Raw genomic sequence first — 15,459 nt, forward strand, 5'->3', positions numbered from 1 at the left:
ACGGCGTGGTCGTGGGCGGCAAGGACCCCGCCGGCGACGCCGGCCACGAAGCCGGACACGGCGAAGCCCATGAGCTGACTACTCACGCGGCCGATCCCGAACGAGCGGGCGGCCCGGTCGTTGTCCCGCATGGCGATGAGCACCCGTCCGGTACGCGTGTGGCGGAGCACCACCACGGCGAGCACCAGCAGAACCAGCACCGCGAGGCTGAAGTAGAAGTAGGCCAGCTCGCCGTTCAGGTCGAACCGGCCGAACAACACGGGCCGCTCGGGCCGATGGGTGGGCAGCAGGTACGGGAAGAACCGGGCGTTGAGGAAGAAGGACCCCACCGCCACGGCGAAGCCCAGGCTCGTGACGGCGAACAGGAAGCCTTTGATCCGGAACGCCGCCGCGCCCAGCACCATCGACACGACCGCGCCGGCACAGCCACCGAGGACCAGGGCCAGGAGGAAGTCCCAGTGCGCGTCGGCGCTGAGCCGGGCGGCCACGGCCGCCCCTATGGCGACCAGACCGAACTGACCGAGGCTGATGTGGCCGCTCCAGCCGGTGACCACGACCAGCGACACCGCCACCATGGCGTACACGAGCACGTCGGAAGCGAGGAACACCCGGCTCGGGGTCAGGACTGCGGGCACGGCCACCGCGACCGCGGCCACCGCCGCCCAGACGGCGAGCTGACCCCACCGCACCGCCGGCAGCCGGCGCTGCCAGCCGGCCAGCGGGCGCACATTCTCGATCGCCTCCCAGCTGGTCGCCTGTGTGTCGTCCGGCCGCTCCCGCCGGCGGCGCTGCAGCAGCAGGGCCACGATGATGAACGCCACGAAGACCACGTCGGAGACGGTCGAGCCGCCGTAGGCGTAGTACAGACCCTGCTCGATGGCGCCCACCGCCAGTCCTGCCACGATGGCGACGCGGATGTCCTCGAACCGGGCCAGCACAGCGACGGTCAACGCCCGCAAGAGGAGCGTCGGGCCCTGCAGCGTGCTGCCGGAGACGATGCCCACCACCGGTGATCGCAACACCGTGGCCAGCCCGGCGAGGAGCGCGGCGAGGACCCAGGCCAGCGTGGCGAGGCGGCGGACGGGGATGCCGAGCAGCGACGCCCGCTCGGTGTTCTCGGCCGACGCCCGAGTGGCGACGCCCAGGTCGGTTCGACGAAGGAACGCGCCGAGGGCCACCGCCACGATGGGCACGGCGGCGACCAGCAGCACGGCATTGCCGTCGAACACCACACCGGTCACCCGGAAGTGCAGGTCCGAGAGCGGCGTCCGCAGCCCGGCCGACTCGGGTCGGCTGGAGAACGCCTGCGCCACGGCGTACTCACCGAAGGCCAGGAGCTGGGCCATGCCGATGGTTGCCACGCTCAGCACGAGTCGGGACGAGTTGAAGAAGCGCCGTGCGAGGCCCAGCTCCAGGACCAGGCCGGCCGCACCGGCGGTGGCGACCCCCAGAACCAGTGCCGCGGCCCACGGCCAACCCGACGCCCGGATCAGGTTCTCGAACAGCACGGCGCCGAAAACCCCGATCTCGGCCAGGGCGAAGTTGATGATCCGGTTGGCCCGGTAGACGAGGATCAGCCCGATGGCGATCAGGCTGTAGGTCGAGCCCGTGACCACTCCGTAGAGCAGGATCCCGTAGGGGACCTGTCGAGGGAGCAGGAAGTGGAAGACTGCCGCCAGGACGACGGCGCCGCCCACGGTCCCCACCCCCGCTCGGACGGTGGGGTGGTCAAGAACGGCTGGTGGCCCCCAGGTCACCCCCGGATGGCCGGTGCGTGACATGCGCTGGTCACCGTATCGGACCGGCGCCGGTAGGGTGACCTGGTGATTCGCTCCAACATCTCCGGGTTCCCCCGGATCGGGGACCACCGCGAGCTCAAGGTGGCCACCGAGCGGTACTGGAACCGCGAGGTGAGCGACGAGGACCTGCGCCAGGTGGCCCAGGACATCCGGAGGCGAAACTGGGTCTTCATGCGGGATGTTGGCGTCGACCTGGTTCCCTCGAACGACTTCTCGCTCTACGACCAGGTGCTCGACACCATCGCCCTCATCGGCGCCGTCCCGCCGCGCTTCGGGCGCACCTCGGGCCCGGTGGACCTCGACACCTACTTCGCCATGGCTCGTGGCCGGCAGTCGGAGGGCGTCGACGCCATCGCCATGGAGATGACGAAATGGTTCGACTCCAACTACCACTACATCGTCCCCGAGCTGTCCACCGACACCGAGATGGGACTGTCGAGCAGCAAGCCGTTCGACGAGCACGCCGAGGCCGCCGCCCTCGGTATCGACACGGTGCCCGTGCTCGTCGGGCCGCTGACCCTTGCGGTGCTGGCCCGATCGGCGGGCGGTGGTGAGGTCGACCGGCCGGGCCTGGCCGACCGGTTGGTCGATGTGTACGGACAGGTGCTCGCTCGCCTCGGCGCCCAGGGCGCGCAGTGGGTGCAGCTCGACGAACCGGTGCTCATCGGCGATCGGACAGCGGACGAGCTGGAGGCGTTGCGGCGCGCCTACCGCCGGCTGGCAGACGTGAGTGGGCGACCGGGCATCGCCATCAAGACCTATTTCGGCGACGTCGGGGCGGCGTACCCGGTGCTGTGTGAGCTCCCCGTCGAGGGCATCGGCCTCGACTTCGTCCGGGGAGCGGGCAACGCCGAGCTCATCAGCGAGCATCGTGGCCTCGACGGCAAGACGCTGTTCGCCGGCGTCGTCGACGGCCGCGGCGTGTGGATCAACGACCTGGGTGCCAGCATCGACCTCCTGCACCGACTTCGGGACGCGTCCGCTGATCTCGTCGTGTCGACGTCGTGCTCGCTCCAGCACGTCCCCGTCGACCTCGACGCTGAGACCGGGCTCGACGCGGAGATTCGCTCGTGGCTCGCCTTCGCCCGGCAGAAGGTACGCGAGGTGGTCGTCCTGGCCCGCGCCCTCGAGCACGGGGTCGGCGGGATCGCCACCGAGCTGGCCGTCAACGAGGACGCGCTGCGTAGCCGGCGAACGTCACCTCGGACCGCCGACGCGGGAGTCCGGGAGCGGCTGGCGTCGCTGACGGGCAACGAGCGGCGCGCCGGTGACTACCCGAGTCGTCATGAGCTTCAGCGGCGCATCCTCGCGCTTCCGCCGTTCCCCACGACGACGATCGGGTCGTTTCCCCAGACCCGCGAAGTCCGCCGCGCCCGCGCCGCTCACCGCCGAGGCGCGCTGAGCGACGAGGCCTACGAAGGACAGATGCAGAACGCCATCGAGGGAGTCATCCGGTTCCAGGAGCAGGCGGGGCTGGACGTGCTCGTGCATGGCGAGCCGGAACGCAACGACATGGTGCAGTACTTCGCCGAGCAGCTGGACGGCTACGTCTCGACGGAGAACGGGTGGGTCCAGTCCTACGGGAGCCGGTACGTGCGACCGCCCCTCCTCTACGGCGACGTCAAGCGATCGGCTCCCATGACCCTCGGGTGGACCACCTACGCCCAGTCGCTGACGGACCGGCCCGTCAAGGGGATGCTCACCGGACCGGTCACGATGCTGCTGTGGTCGTTCGTGCGCGACGACCAGCCCTTGGCGCAGACCTGTCGGCAGCTGGCCCTGGCGGTTGCGGACGAGATCGCCGACCTCCAGGACGCGGGCGTCAGGGTGATCCAGGTCGACGAGGCGGCGCTTCGCGAAGGGCTCCCGGCGCGGCGGGAGGCCTGGTCGGAGTACCTGGCGTGGGCCGTCGAGTGCTTTCGCCTGGCCACCTCGGGAGTGCGGGACGACACGCTGCTCCAGACCCACGTCTGCTATTCGGAGTTCGGCGACATCGTGGAGGCCATCGACGACCTGGACGCCGACGTCGCCCTGCTGTGGTGCGCCCGGGCGGGGATGCGGCTGCTCGACGACCTCCGCGGTCACGGCTACGCCCGGGAGGTGGGCCCCGGCGTGTGGGACATCCACTCGCCGCGCGTGCCGTCGGCGGGCGAGATGGCCGACGAGATCCGAGGAGCCGTACAGCGACTCGGGCCCGAGAGGCTGTGGGTGAACCCGGACTGCGGCCTGAAGACCAGGGGGTGGGACGAGACCCGGGCCAGCCTCCACAACATGGTGGAGGCCGCCCAGACGCTCCGCGAGGAGGCGGGCCAGGCCTACGAGGTCGGCGAGCCGAGCGCCACCGCGCCGGGCTGATCGACCGGGGTACTCAGGGCGGTGCGCAGCCAACGCCGGTTGGCTCCGGCGACAGTGAGCGCTCGGGCCACGGCGTCGGCAACTCGCGCCACGCGGCGGGCTCCACCGGGCGCCGCCCCGTCGAGCAGGTCGTTCCAGTAGACGCCCCATCCTCCACCGATGGTGCGGGCGACGAGCGGAGTGGTGAGGAGACGGCCGACCAGTGAGACCATCCTGGGGCTGGACACGAGGGCGGCGTGGACTCCCGCGGTGGCCCCCTGGTAGGGGAGATGGGTCCGACGGAGATGGGCTACGTACCGGGAGGCGGCCTCGGCGGGGTGCTCGACGACGGCCGTGGCGGCGGCCCGCCCGCTGTCCATGGCCTGGGCGATCCCTTCGCCCTGGAGGGGATTGACGAGGCCGGCGGCATCGCCGACGAGCAGCACGTTGCCGCGGGCAGGAATGGTGCCGACCATTCCCATCTTGAGCCAGCCACCCAGCCGTCCGCTCTTTGGCGCCGGGCTCGCGGCTCCGACGAGTCCGAGGGCTCGCAGGTGGTCGAGGAAGGCGTCGAGCTGGCGGGCGGCTCGGGCGCCGGCGCGGCGGTCGCTCCCGGTCCCGAGCCCCAGCCCGGCGTTGGCCCGGCCGTCGGCTCCGGGGAAGATCCAGCCGTAACCAGGAAAGGCGCGCCCGGGTGTGGGATCCCAGAAGGCGATGTAGGGCAGGTCGACCGACTCCTCCACGTAGGCCCGCATGGCGAAGCCCCACAGCACCCGCTCGTGGTCGACGAGCCCCGCCGACTCGGCCACGCGGCTGGCAGCGCCGTCGGCGCCGATGACGACGTCGGCCTCGACGGTGCCGCCCTCGTCGAGTGTGATGACAGCCGGTCCCGAGGGGCCCGAGCTGACGGCACCGGCGCGGGCCGTGACCTCCTCGGCGCCGGCGTCCAGGGCCGCCTGGCGCAGCCGGGCGTCCAGAATCCTCCTGGGAACCGCCCAGGCCTCGCCGGGATAGGCCAGCCCGGGACGGGCCGGCAGCAGGGCGCGTCCGCCGGTGGGCCCGACGACGACCATGTCTCCCATCGGCGACGAATCCGGGCTCTCGAGGCCGAGCTCCACGAGGAGCTGCACGCCACGAGGCCCGACGAGGTCGCCGCAGGCCTTGTCCCGTGGGAAGCCGGCCTTGTCGATGAGGGCGACGCTCGCACCGGCGCGGGCGAGGGTGAGGGCGGCGATGCTTCCGGCCGGGCCGGAGCCGACGACCGCCGAGTCGAATCGCGAACCTCGCACCCACCTGTCTTAGCCGCTTCTCCGGTCATCGTGGGACCGAAGTAGGGTGAGCCAGCCGTGCCGGGGAGGTGTCCGATGCTGGTGCGATCCCGTACCGAGCCCAACCGCTTCGCTCGCGAGCTCTTCAATGGGCTGCCCGGGCGCTACGACGCGCTGGCCGAGCTCTTGTCGTTCGGTCAGAACCGGCGGTGGCGGGCGGCCATGGTGGACCGAGTGGCCAACGGCGCTGGCGCGGTCCACCGGGGTGAGACCGTGCTGGACGTGGCGACGGGTACCGCCGGCGTCGCCCTCATGCTCGAGGAGCGCACTGGGGCGGGGGTCGTGGGCATCGACCTGACCGAGGCCATGCTGCGACGGGGGCGGGAGAACGTCTCCCGCCGGGGCCGGTCGGCGCACATTGCGCTGCTGTTGGGACAGGGCGAGCGGCTGCCGTTCGCCGACGCCAGCTTCGCCGGACTCACGTTCACGTACCTCCTTCGCTACGTCGCCGATCCCGCGGCCGCGGTGGCCGAGCTGGCCCGGGTCGTGCGCCCGGGGGGCGTGGTGGCCTCGCTGGAGTTCCACGTGCCCTCTCGAGCGCCGTGGCGGTCGCTGTGGTGGCTGTACACGCGGCTCGTTCTTCCCGTAGGGGGCGGCGCTCTGGGAGGGCGGGAATGGTTCGAAGTCGGCCGCTTCCTGGGTCCGAGCATCAGCCGGCACTACGAGCGCTACCCCGACGAGTGGACGCTCGACGCCTGGCGGCGGGCGGGGCTGGTGGACGTCGGCCTGCGAACCATGAGCCTGGGGGGCGGCGTGGTCATGTGGGGCAGGAAGGCCGGCCGGGCTGGTGACTGACGAGGCCCAGGGCGACGAGGCCCAGGGCGACGAGGTCGAGAGGGCGGCGTTCTACGCCGCGGGCGGCGGCGGCTGGCGGGACTGGTGGACGGTCCTCCACCCTCCGTACACGGCCTGGCACCTGAGTTACGTGGTGATCGGGGCCTGCCTGGCGCCGCACGTGGGTGTGGGGCGACTAGTGGCGACGCTTCTCGCCTTCTTCCTCGCTGTCGGCGTCGGCGCCCACGCCCTGGACGAGCTGAACGGGCGGCCGCTGCGTACCCACCTGCCCGCCGCTGCGCTCCTCACCGCCGGCGTCGCGGGGCTGGTCGGGGCGGTGGCGCTGGGGGTGGTAGGGGTCATCGACGTCGGGGTGGGGCTGGTGCCGTTCATCGTCGTCGGAGCCCTGCTGGTGGTCGGCTACAACCTCGAGCTTGCTGGCGGCCGGATGCACACCGACCTCGGTTTCGCCGTCTCGTGGGGCGCGTTCCCCGTGCTCACTGCCTACTTCGCCCAGGCCGGCGATCTGGACATCTCGGCGGTGGCCGGTGCCGCCGGCGCGCTGGCGCTGTCGTGGGCCCAGCGCCGGCTGAGCACCCCCGCCCGGGAGCTGCGTCGGCGGGTCAGGGCGGTGGACGGGAGCCTCACGCTCGCCGACGGTACCGTCGAGGCCCTGGGCCGCGAGCGGCTGCTGCGACCACTCGAGGACGCGCTGCGGGCCCTCTCCTGGGGGGTGGTGGCGGTGGCGACCGCCCTGGCCCTGGCCCGACTGGGGCCCTGAGGCTGATCAGGTGGCCGTGGCGGCCAGGTGCTGGCGGAACCCCGCCACCGTGGCCTCCACCACCCGGTCGTGGCCCCAGCGCAACAGCGGGTAGGCGACCCTGGCGACCGCCCGCATGGTGCGCTGGCGCATCTCGATGGTCCAGGCCACCTGCACTTCGGACCCGGCGTCGGCCGGGGTCAGCGTGAGGAGGGCATGACCCGTGAGGTCGCCGCTGACCGTGGCTTCGATGCGCTCCGGCTGCTGGCAGCGATCGATCGTCACCTGGACGTGCATCCGGTAGGGCAGCGGGGGAGACACGGTGCCGTCGAGGACGGAGCCGGCCTTCAGCCCGTCGCCTATGACCCGAAAGTTGCCCAGCCAGCCGCCCCACCAGGCGGGAAAGTGATCGACGTCCTCGATCGACCGCCATACCGCGGCCGGCGGAACCGGAAAGCGGTAGCTGCGGTGGAAGTCGATCACGTAGGGGGACCGAGGCACCGCTCCACGGTAGCGTCTCGCCTTCGGTTGGGCCAGGGTGTTGAGAAAATCTGTCAATAAGACGCTTAGATCAGTTGCCAAGGAGACGTGGGAGACAGTATCATCGAGTCATCAAGACAGTGGCTGTCAGAGAGAGGAAGCCAAAGATGCTTACGCGTACAGACCCGTTCCGGGAGCTGGATCGTTGGGCCGGTCACGTTTGGGGCGGGGCGCCCCGCGGCGGCGTAGTACCGATCGACGCCTATCGGCGGAGCGACTCGGTAGTCGTCAACTTCGATCTTCCCGGGGTTGACCCCGGATCGATCGAGCTGACCGTGGAGCGGAACGTCCTCACCGTCAAGGCCGAGCGACCCGGATCCCACGAGAAGGACGACGAGGTCCTCGTGGCCGAGCGGCCCACGGGCCAGCTCACCCGCCGCCTGTTCCTCGGCCGGTCGCTCGACACCGACCGTGTCGAGGCCAACTACGACCGGGGCGTGCTGACCCTGTCGATCCCCGTGGCCGAAAAGGCCAAGTCGCGGCGGATCGAGATCGGCGTCTCCGGCGCCCCTGGCGTCGAGGGTGCGGCCCAGGCCGCCTGACCCGTCTGCAAACGGCAACGAGCCGAGGCACCAGCCTTAGGGCTGGTGCCTCTTGGCATCTGCTCTAGAGGTGGCCTATAGGTGGATGCCGCACTCGAGCTTCTCGAGGTCGGCCCACCGCCCGGCGCGCGAATCTTCTCCTTCGGCGACCGGACGGGTGCAGGGCCAGCAGCCGATGGAGGGGTAGCCCTGCTCAACCAGCGGGTTGACGATCACGTCGTGGTCGGCGATGTAGCCGGACACGTCGAGGTCGGACCACGTCGCCAGCGGGTTGACCTTGACCAGGCCCCGTCGGTCGAGCGACAGGATGCGCGCGTCGGCCCGTGACGCCGACTCAGTTCGGCGCAGGCCGCTCATCCACGCCAGCTTGCCCTCGAGGGCCTTGTCGAGCTGGTCCACGCGACGCACCCCGCAACAGCCGTCGACGTCGGTGCGCCATCGGTCGTCGACCGGGACGTCGGGACGCATGATCCGGAGGTTGAGGTTGTAGCGGTCCCAGATGCGCTCGAGCGTCGTGAGGGTCTCCGGGAAGTGGTACTGCGTATCGAGGAAGATGACCTCGATTTCCGGGTCGACCTTGGTGGCGATGTCGATGAGCACGGCGTCGGCCATCGAGGCGCTGAGGCACAGACCCTCACCGAAGGTCTCCACCGCCCACCGGACCACCTCGACCGGCGCCGCCGTCTCGAGCCGGTCGTTGAGGTCGGCGAGGTCGACGTCGTCCAGGGCCTCGGGGCGGCGGCGGACGCCTGAGATGGTCAGTTGTGCAGTGCGTTCCATACGCTCTCCACGGACTCTTCCAGGGTCTGGAGGTGGGCAGGGATCTCGAGCTCGGGTGCCAGGGGGGGCTCGTAGGGATCGTCGACCCCGGTCATGCCCGTCAGCTCTCCGGCTCGGGCGCGGGCGTACAGGCCCTTGACGTCGCGCTGGGCGCATACCTCGGGCGGCGTCGAGACATAGACCTCGAAAAACCGCCCCAGGTGGCGCGCCCGTACCTCGTCTCGGGCGGCGCGGTAGGGCGACACGAACGAGCAGAGCACTACGACGCCGTGGCGAGAGAGCAACTCGGCCACGAAACCCACCCGGCGGACGTTCTCGTCTCGATCCTCTCGCGTGAACCCCAGGTCGCGCGTGAGGTGGGTGCGGATGACGTCACCGTCGAGCGCCTCGACGGCGAAGCCGTCCGCCGAGAGGCGCCGTTCGAGGGCGCGGGCAATGGTCGTCTTGCCTGACGACGGAAGGCCGGTAAACCAGACGGTGACGCCGGAGCGCGGGCGCGCCGTCCCCGCTGTCACATCATCCGAGGATGAAGCCGGCGGGGGCTGGGAGGCGAGGTCGGCGGAGGGCACTCCATGCAGTCAAGCATTCCTGAGTAATCTGATCAAGTTTTCCGGGAATGCTCAGCCCCGTGCCAGACGTGAGATGGCCGTGAACGCGGACGACGGTGGCGGAGCTCCGCCACCGTCGCCTCCCCCCCGCAAATTGCCCCCACCACCCGAGCGAGTGATAACTGGTCCCCCCGTATCCCCCCGGTGGGGTCCTGCACGATGGGCAGCGTACGGGAACATCGGTGTAGATGTCGATGGGCAATAAGGGCTATTTCACGCTGGTCGCGGGGGTCCAGGCCGTGTAGTCCGCTTGGTGCCCATGACCGGTCCGGCTCGCTGGACGGGTTCGGTGTCCGAGGCCGACTCGTGTCGCTCGGCCGCCTCCCGGGTGGGCCTCAGCCCTCGGGGCCCGCCTCCCGGGTGGGCCTCAGCCCTCGACGTTCTGGAGCAGGCGGATGTCGAACCGGTTGGTCGACACGGCGCCGGGCGGTTGGCCGGGTGAGGGGCGCACGGTCACCCCCACCTCCCAGTAGAAGCCGTCGCTGCTCTTGTGTTGGGCCAGTACCTGGGTGCCGGGGCCACCTCGCGCCGGGGCCTCCGTCCGGTTCGACCAGTGGTTGGCGGCCAGCTCGAACCGGAAGAAGTTCAGAAGCTCGTCGGAGCTGACCAGGGAGCTGAAGCCCACACCGCGGTCGTAGGGGCCGTTGAGCCGGTCGTAGTCCGTGCGGGTGACCGCCGACGCGCCGGTCGGGACGACCAGGGCGTCCATGACGTCTGCCGGGGGTTGGCTGTTGGACCTCAGCGGGGCGAAGTCGGGGGCCGCCGGCCGGGGCGCGAGGGAGGGTGGCGGTACCGAGCCGGCTGGAGACGAGCTGCCGCCGATCCCCCCACCGCGAGTCAGACCCACGCCCACCCCGGCGACGACCATGACCAGGACAGCTACGACCAGGGCCAGCAGGATGCCGCGGCGCCTCAGAGCATTCCCGCTGCTGGTCTCTGGGTTGGAGTCAGCGCGCGGCTGAGCGGCGGTCGGCGACGGGCTCCGGCTGGCGCCCGGGCTCGGACCGGCATCCTCGAGCATCCGCGCCGATGCTAACGGCCGGCGTCCCTGCCGGGCACGCGGTCGTCAAAGCCGGCAGGGAGGCGGCCGTCGGGCGTCGAAATAATGCTCGATGCGTGACGGCGCGCGTCCATCGCGGGGATTGGGACGGCTTGGGGCAACGACGCTGGCGAAGCGATTCGCCGCCCTCGCTTCATCCCGTTCCTCGGCCTGGTCGCGAGCCAGCATGCGTCGTCTCCGCCAGTCGGTCCGCCTGACTCCGGCCAGGCGTCGTCACCTTCGCGCCGCGCCGGTGTGGGCTGGGGCGGCGGCGGTGCCAGTGGGCGTGGTCATGCTGGCGATGTCGCTGAATCGGGTGCAGGACCCAGGACCACAGCAGCCGTTCGCGGTGGGCGCTGTCCAGCGTCCGATCGCTGGGATGGAGGCGACGGCGCCGTCGACAGCTCTGTCCCCAGCGACGATGATGCCGACAGCGGCGCCGCCCGCCATCACGGCGACACCCGCGCTCCGGCCGCACGAGCTGTTCGGCTTCGCTCCGTACTGGACGCTGCCGATGGCCGGCGGCTTCGATCTGCGGGACCTGACGACCGTGGCCTACTTCGGCGTCGACGTCGCTCCCGACGGCTCCATCATCGGGAGCGGTGACGGCTGGGCCGGCTATCAGAGCCAGGACCTCGCCCAGCTGATATCGGCGGCGCACCTTGCCGGCGCCCGGGTCGTGCTCACGGCGAAGTCGTTCGACCAGACGACCCTCGATCGACTGTCGTCGGACCCGACGGCCGCGGATCGTCTGGGCTCGCAGCTGGTCCAGGCGATCGAGGCCAAGGCCATGGATGGGGCCAATCTCGATCTCGAAGGACTGGGCGGCGCCGATCGCGCCGGCGTGGCGCGGCTCGTGGGCTCGGTGTCAGCCCGGCTGCACGCGGTCAACCCTCACTGGCAGGTCACGGTCGACACTTACGCGAGCTCGGCGTCGAACGCGAACGACTTCTTCGACGTGCCGGCGCTGGCTCGAGAGACGGACGGACTGTTCGTCATGGCCTACGACATGGAGAGCTCGGGCGCCGCCAGCCCGACCTCCCCGCTCAGCTACTACGCCGCCAACGTCGCACAGTCGATGTCGGCCTATCGCTCGGCGGCTCCGCCCGGGAAGATCATCCTCGGGCTGCCGTTCTACGGCTACGACTGGCCGACGGCCGACAACGCGCCGAACGCTCCGGCCGCGGCCGGTCCGGCGGCCGTGGCCTACAGCCGTATTCGCGCCGCTGGCCTGCCCACCTACTGGGACCCGAGGGGCTCGGTGCCCTGGACCGCCTACCAGGTCGGGGGCCAGTGGCACGAGGCCTATTACGACAATCCCCAGTCCCTCGCCATGAAGGCCGCCCTGGCCGACGCTGACGGCCTGGCCGGAGTGGGAATCTGGGCCCTGGGGATGGACGGCAACGATTCGGCCATGATGGCCGCCCTGCTGGGTAGGGCTCGCCCCCTCAAGCTGCCGACCGGCCCATCCACGCTCTCCTCGTCGATGCCGCCCCCGGCGGCACCTCCTCCGGCTGCGGCCCCCGGGGGTGGGCCGTCTGCGCCACCGCCGCCGCCATCGTCACCCTCGTATCCGCCGCCGTCGAGCCCACCGCCGAGTGGGGGCGGTTCTCCGCCGAGTGGTGGCGGTTCGCCGCCGACCTCCTCGCCGTTCCCCCGGGTATCGGTCCCGTAGACGCGAACCTCCCGTCGGGAAGGCCTCCCGGGCGGGCCCGCTAAACTCTCCTTTACGTGCACGTCAACTTGGAGACGTGCGGAGGGGACGTCGAGCTGGCGGCGAGGAGGTCGCGCGTTGCGAGCAGGGGCGAGGTCAACAGCGGTCCATCAGGATCGCTACAAGTGGACGGCGCTGTCGAACACGACCCTCGGCGTCTTCATCGTCCTTATCAACCAGTCGATTGTCATCATCTCGCTCCCTTCCATCTTTCGCGGCATTTACCTCGACCCGCTGCAACCCGCCAACATCGGCTACCTGCTCTGGCTCCTCATGGGGTTCCTCGTCGTCACTGCGGTGCTGGTCGTGACCTTCGGGCGCATCGGGGACATCTTCGGACGCGTACGGATGTACAACGCCGGCTTCCTGGTGTTCACGATCGCTTCCATCGGCCTGTCGGTGGTGCCCAGCACGGGATCCGCCGGTGCCCTCGAGCTCATCTTCGGGCGTGTCATCCAGGGCGTCGGAGGCGCATTGCTGATCGCGAACTCGACGGCGATTCTCACCGACGCCTTCCCGCAGGAGGAGCGGGGGATGGCCCTGGGCATCAACATGGTGGCGGGCATCGCCGGCGGGTTCATCGGCCTGATCGTCGGGGGGCTGGTCTCCGAGATCGACTGGCGACTCGTTTTCCTCGTGAGCGTGCCCGTCGGGGTGTTCGGCACGGTATGGGCGTACCTGAAGCTGAAGGATGTCAGCGAGCGGGTGAAGGCCCGGACGGACTGGTGGGGCAATGCCTCCCTGGCGGCGGGTCTGGTCGCCATCCTGGTGGGCATCACGTATGGGATCCAGCCCTACGGAGGCCACTCGATGGGCTGGACCAACCCGATGGTGGTGGCCGAGATCGGTGGCGGAGTGGCGCTCCTGCTCCTGTTCGCCTGGATCGAGACCAGGGTGCCGGAGCCCCTGTTCGACCTGGCCCTGTTTCGCATACGAGCCTTCAGCAACGCCGGAGCCGCCAACCTCCTCTCGGCGGTGGGTCGCGGGGGGTTGCAGTTCATGCTCATCATCTGGCTCCAGGGGATCTGGCTGCCCCTTCACGGCTACAGCTTCGAGCGGACGCCGCTGTGGGCAGGGATCTACATGGTCCCCTTGAGCGTCGGGTTCCTGTTGACCGGACCTGCGGCCGGCTTCCTGTCCGACCGGTTCGGCAATCGACTGTTCTCGGTGGGGGGCATGGTGCTGGCGGCGGCCTCGTTCGCCCTGCTCATGTTGTTGCCGACCAACTTCGGCTATGTCGGGTTCGCCTTCCTGCTGTTCCTGAACGGGATCGGCAACGGGCTCTTCGCGGCTCCGAACACCACGAGCATCATGAACTCGGTGCCGGCCGCCCAGCGCGGCGCGGCATCTGGTGTGCGGGCGACGTTCATGAACACCGGGTTCGTGCTGTCGATTGGTATCTTCTTCTCACTCATGATCGTCGGGCTGGCCTCTCGTCTTCCTGCTGCCATGCACGCCGGTCTCGTTGCCCAAGGAGTGCCTGCGGCCGACGCCTCCAGGGTGGCGGGGCTGCCGCCGGTGGGGAGCCTCTTCGCCGCCTTCCTCGGCTTCAACCCGATGCAGACCCTGCTCGGGCCCCACGTGCTGAGCGCGCTGCCCGCCTCGAAGGCGGCGTTCATCACTGGAAAATCGTTCTTCCCCTCGTTGATCTCGGCGCCGTTCCACTTCGGCCTGATGATCGCCTTCAGCACGTCAGCGGTGATGTGCTCGGTCGCGGCGGTGGCGTCGTGGCGGGCCGGCAGCGGCCGGGATCCGACAGGCCGTCGTCCGGAGCCGGCGATCGACGAGCTGGCCGCGGCCGAGACCGAGGCGTGGGTCGGCGCATGACCGACGGCGCGCTTCGCATCGGGGAGATGGCGACGCGCGCGGGTGTCTCGTCCCGGACGCTGCGGTACTACGAGGAGCTGCGACTGCTGGCGCCGTCGGGCCACAGCGCCGGCGGCGCGCGCCGGTACACCGAGGACGACCTCGCCCGCCTGCTACGCATCAGGGAGCTGCAGGAGGTCATGGGCTTCGACCTCGAGGAGATCGGCGTCATCCTCGGCGCCGAGGACCGGCTTGCCGAGCTGCGCACGGAGTGGCGGGGCGGGCCTCACCCCGAGCGCCAGGAGGCGATCCTCGCCGAGGCGATAAAGATCAACGACCGACTCCGTCAGCAGGTCCGGGAGAAGCGGGCCAAGCTCGACGAGGTCATGGCCGAGCTCGAGGCCAACGCCCGCCGCTACCGGGACCTCGCCCGCCGGTCGCGGACGCCAGGCTGACCGGATCTCACGAGCAGCGTGGGCGCGGGCCAGGGGAGGGGTCCGGCTATCGTGAGGCGACCGGCGGCGTGGCCGAGTGGTTTAGGCAAGGGCCTGCAAAGCCCTCTACCCGGGTTCGATTCCCGGCGCCGCCTCGGACCCCTGATCTGCTAAAACAGCAGGTCAGGGGTTGTTTTTGGTTTGACCGTAAGTGACCGGCACAGACCGCGAATGACCCCCAGAACCCCCTGGTTCGCTCCCTGCGTGCTCCCTGCACGCTCCCTGAGGCAGATCGGAGGTTCGAGGTGGGGTTCATCGAGAAGCGCGACGGCCGGTACCGAGCGCGGTACCGCGACCCACTCGGGCGGCAGCGGTGCAAGACGTTCAATCGCCGCAAGGACGCCGAGCGGTTCATGAGCGAGATGGAGGTCGACCTCCAGCGAGGGCAGTGGATCGATCCGCGTGGCGCGGCGGTGCCACTCGCTCATTGGGCGGAGGAGTTCCTCGCGCTCGCACGGCGTCTCTCACCGACCACCTAGGAGACCTACCGGCGCGACCTGACCAAGTACATCCTTCCCAGGTTCGGCTCGTATCGCCTCGGCCGGTTGCCTGCCGACGAGATCGAGAACTGGCTCAATGACGAGGTGGCCAGCGGAATCGCCGCCAGCTCGGTGCACCGCCACTATCGGGTGCTGCGGCGACTGCTGCAGGTGGCGGTCGAGAAGCAGCGCATTACCGCCAACCCCTGTGATCGGGTCCAGCCTCCGCGGGTCCCATCGCGGGAAATGATGTTCCTGTCGTGGGAGCAAGCGGTAGAGCTGGCCGAGGCCCACTCCGAGCGGTACCGGGCGCTCGTCTATCTCGCTGTCGACTCCGGCATGCGGTGGAGCGAGCTTGTGGGGCTCCGGCGGGCGCGCGTGGATCTGCGCACTCGGAAGGTGCGGGTGACCGAGCAGCTCGTCCGGCTGGAGTCGGGGGAGTGGTTTCGGAAGGAACCAAAG

At 70.2% G+C, this 15,459-nt stretch carries 15 protein-coding genes and 1 tRNA gene; 10 read left to right on the plus strand and 6 right to left on the minus strand.

Going from position 1 to position 15,459, the window contains the following annotated elements; all coding sequences use genetic code 11:
* Positions 1–1,781: ABC transporter permease (locus VGF64_07475; GenBank protein ID HEY1634580.1), on the minus strand; the 1,781-nt coding region annotated here is incomplete at its 3' end.
* A 42-nt stretch (positions 1,782–1,823) separates the two neighbouring features.
* Between VGF64_07475 and metE the strand changes: the two genes are divergently transcribed.
* A complete protein-coding gene (metE, locus tag VGF64_07480) occupies positions 1,824–4,154 on the plus strand; it encodes a 5-methyltetrahydropteroyltriglutamate--homocysteine S-methyltransferase (GenBank protein HEY1634581.1) in 2,331 nt (776 codons plus the stop codon).
* Here the strand turns inward: metE and VGF64_07485 are convergent.
* Complete coding sequence (locus tag VGF64_07485; protein ID HEY1634582.1) at positions 4,115–5,422, minus strand: NAD(P)/FAD-dependent oxidoreductase; 1,308 nt, start codon at positions 5,420–5,422, stop codon at positions 4,115–4,117. The genes metE and VGF64_07485 overlap by 40 nt on opposite strands.
* Before the next feature lie 75 nt (positions 5,423–5,497).
* Between VGF64_07485 and VGF64_07490 the strand changes: the two genes are divergently transcribed.
* Both VGF64_07490 and VGF64_07495 read left to right on the plus strand, forming a co-directional pair.
* Positions 5,498–6,256, plus strand: a complete 759-nt coding sequence (locus tag VGF64_07490) for a class I SAM-dependent methyltransferase (GenBank protein HEY1634583.1) — start codon at positions 5,498–5,500, stop codon at positions 6,254–6,256.
* On the plus strand, positions 6,249–7,016 hold the full coding sequence (locus VGF64_07495) for a hypothetical protein (GenBank protein HEY1634584.1): 768 nt from the start codon (positions 6,249–6,251) through the stop codon (positions 7,014–7,016). Before VGF64_07490 ends, VGF64_07495 begins: the two co-directional genes overlap by 8 nt.
* 6 nt (positions 7,017–7,022) lie before the next feature.
* On the opposite strand, the gene VGF64_07500 is transcribed toward VGF64_07495, so the two are convergent.
* Entirely contained in the window at positions 7,023–7,496 is a 474-nt protein-coding gene (locus VGF64_07500) for an SRPBCC family protein (protein ID HEY1634585.1), read from the minus strand.
* Positions 7,497–7,642: 146 nt separating this feature from the next.
* Between VGF64_07500 and VGF64_07505 the strand changes: the two genes are divergently transcribed.
* Positions 7,643–8,077 carry an Hsp20/alpha crystallin family protein gene (locus tag VGF64_07505; GenBank protein ID HEY1634586.1) on the plus strand — a complete coding sequence of 145 codons (435 nt, stop codon included), beginning with the start codon at positions 7,643–7,645 and terminating at the stop codon, positions 8,075–8,077.
* A 75-nt stretch (positions 8,078–8,152) separates the two neighbouring features.
* On the opposite strand, the gene VGF64_07510 is transcribed toward VGF64_07505, so the two are convergent.
* From VGF64_07510 to VGF64_07520, 3 genes are all read right to left on the minus strand, one after another.
* Entirely contained in the window at positions 8,153–8,857 is a 705-nt protein-coding gene (locus VGF64_07510) for a phosphoadenylyl-sulfate reductase (protein ID HEY1634587.1), read from the minus strand.
* A complete protein-coding gene (gene cysC, locus VGF64_07515; GenBank protein ID HEY1634588.1) occupies positions 8,836–9,372 on the minus strand; it encodes an adenylyl-sulfate kinase in 537 nt (178 codons plus the stop codon). The genes VGF64_07510 and cysC overlap by 22 nt, the downstream gene beginning before the upstream one ends.
* 460 nt (positions 9,373–9,832) lie before the next feature.
* Positions 9,833–10,486, minus strand: coding sequence for a hypothetical protein (locus tag VGF64_07520; protein HEY1634589.1), 654 nt, complete (start codon positions 10,484–10,486; stop codon positions 9,833–9,835).
* Between the two features lie 205 nt (positions 10,487–10,691).
* On the opposite strand from VGF64_07520, the gene VGF64_07525 reads away from it, so the two are divergent.
* From VGF64_07525 to VGF64_07550, 6 genes are all read left to right on the plus strand, one after another.
* Positions 10,692–12,179 carry a glycosyl hydrolase family 18 protein gene (locus tag VGF64_07525; protein HEY1634590.1) on the plus strand — a complete coding sequence of 496 codons (1,488 nt, stop codon included), beginning with the start codon at positions 10,692–10,694 and terminating at the stop codon, positions 12,177–12,179.
* Positions 12,180–12,296: 117 nt separating this feature from the next.
* Positions 12,297–14,045: an MFS transporter gene (locus VGF64_07530; protein ID HEY1634591.1), complete on the plus strand. Its 1,749-nt coding sequence runs from the start codon at positions 12,297–12,299 to the stop codon at positions 14,043–14,045.
* Between the two features lie 26 nt (positions 14,046–14,071).
* A complete protein-coding gene (locus VGF64_07535; GenBank protein ID HEY1634592.1) occupies positions 14,072–14,479 on the plus strand; it encodes a MerR family transcriptional regulator in 408 nt (135 codons plus the stop codon).
* A 62-nt stretch (positions 14,480–14,541) separates the two neighbouring features.
* A tRNA-Cys gene (locus VGF64_07540) sits at positions 14,542–14,613 on the plus strand.
* Between the two features lie 150 nt (positions 14,614–14,763).
* Positions 14,764–14,997, plus strand: a complete 234-nt coding sequence (locus VGF64_07545; protein HEY1634593.1) for a hypothetical protein — start codon at positions 14,764–14,766, stop codon at positions 14,995–14,997.
* Positions 14,998–15,063: 66 nt separating this feature from the next.
* On the plus strand, positions 15,064–15,459 hold a 396-nt coding region (locus VGF64_07550), incomplete at its 3' end, for a hypothetical protein (protein ID HEY1634594.1).

This window comes from Acidimicrobiales bacterium (genome assembly GCA_036491125.1).
Taxonomy (GTDB): Bacteria; Actinomycetota; Acidimicrobiia; order Acidimicrobiales; family AC-9; genus AC-9.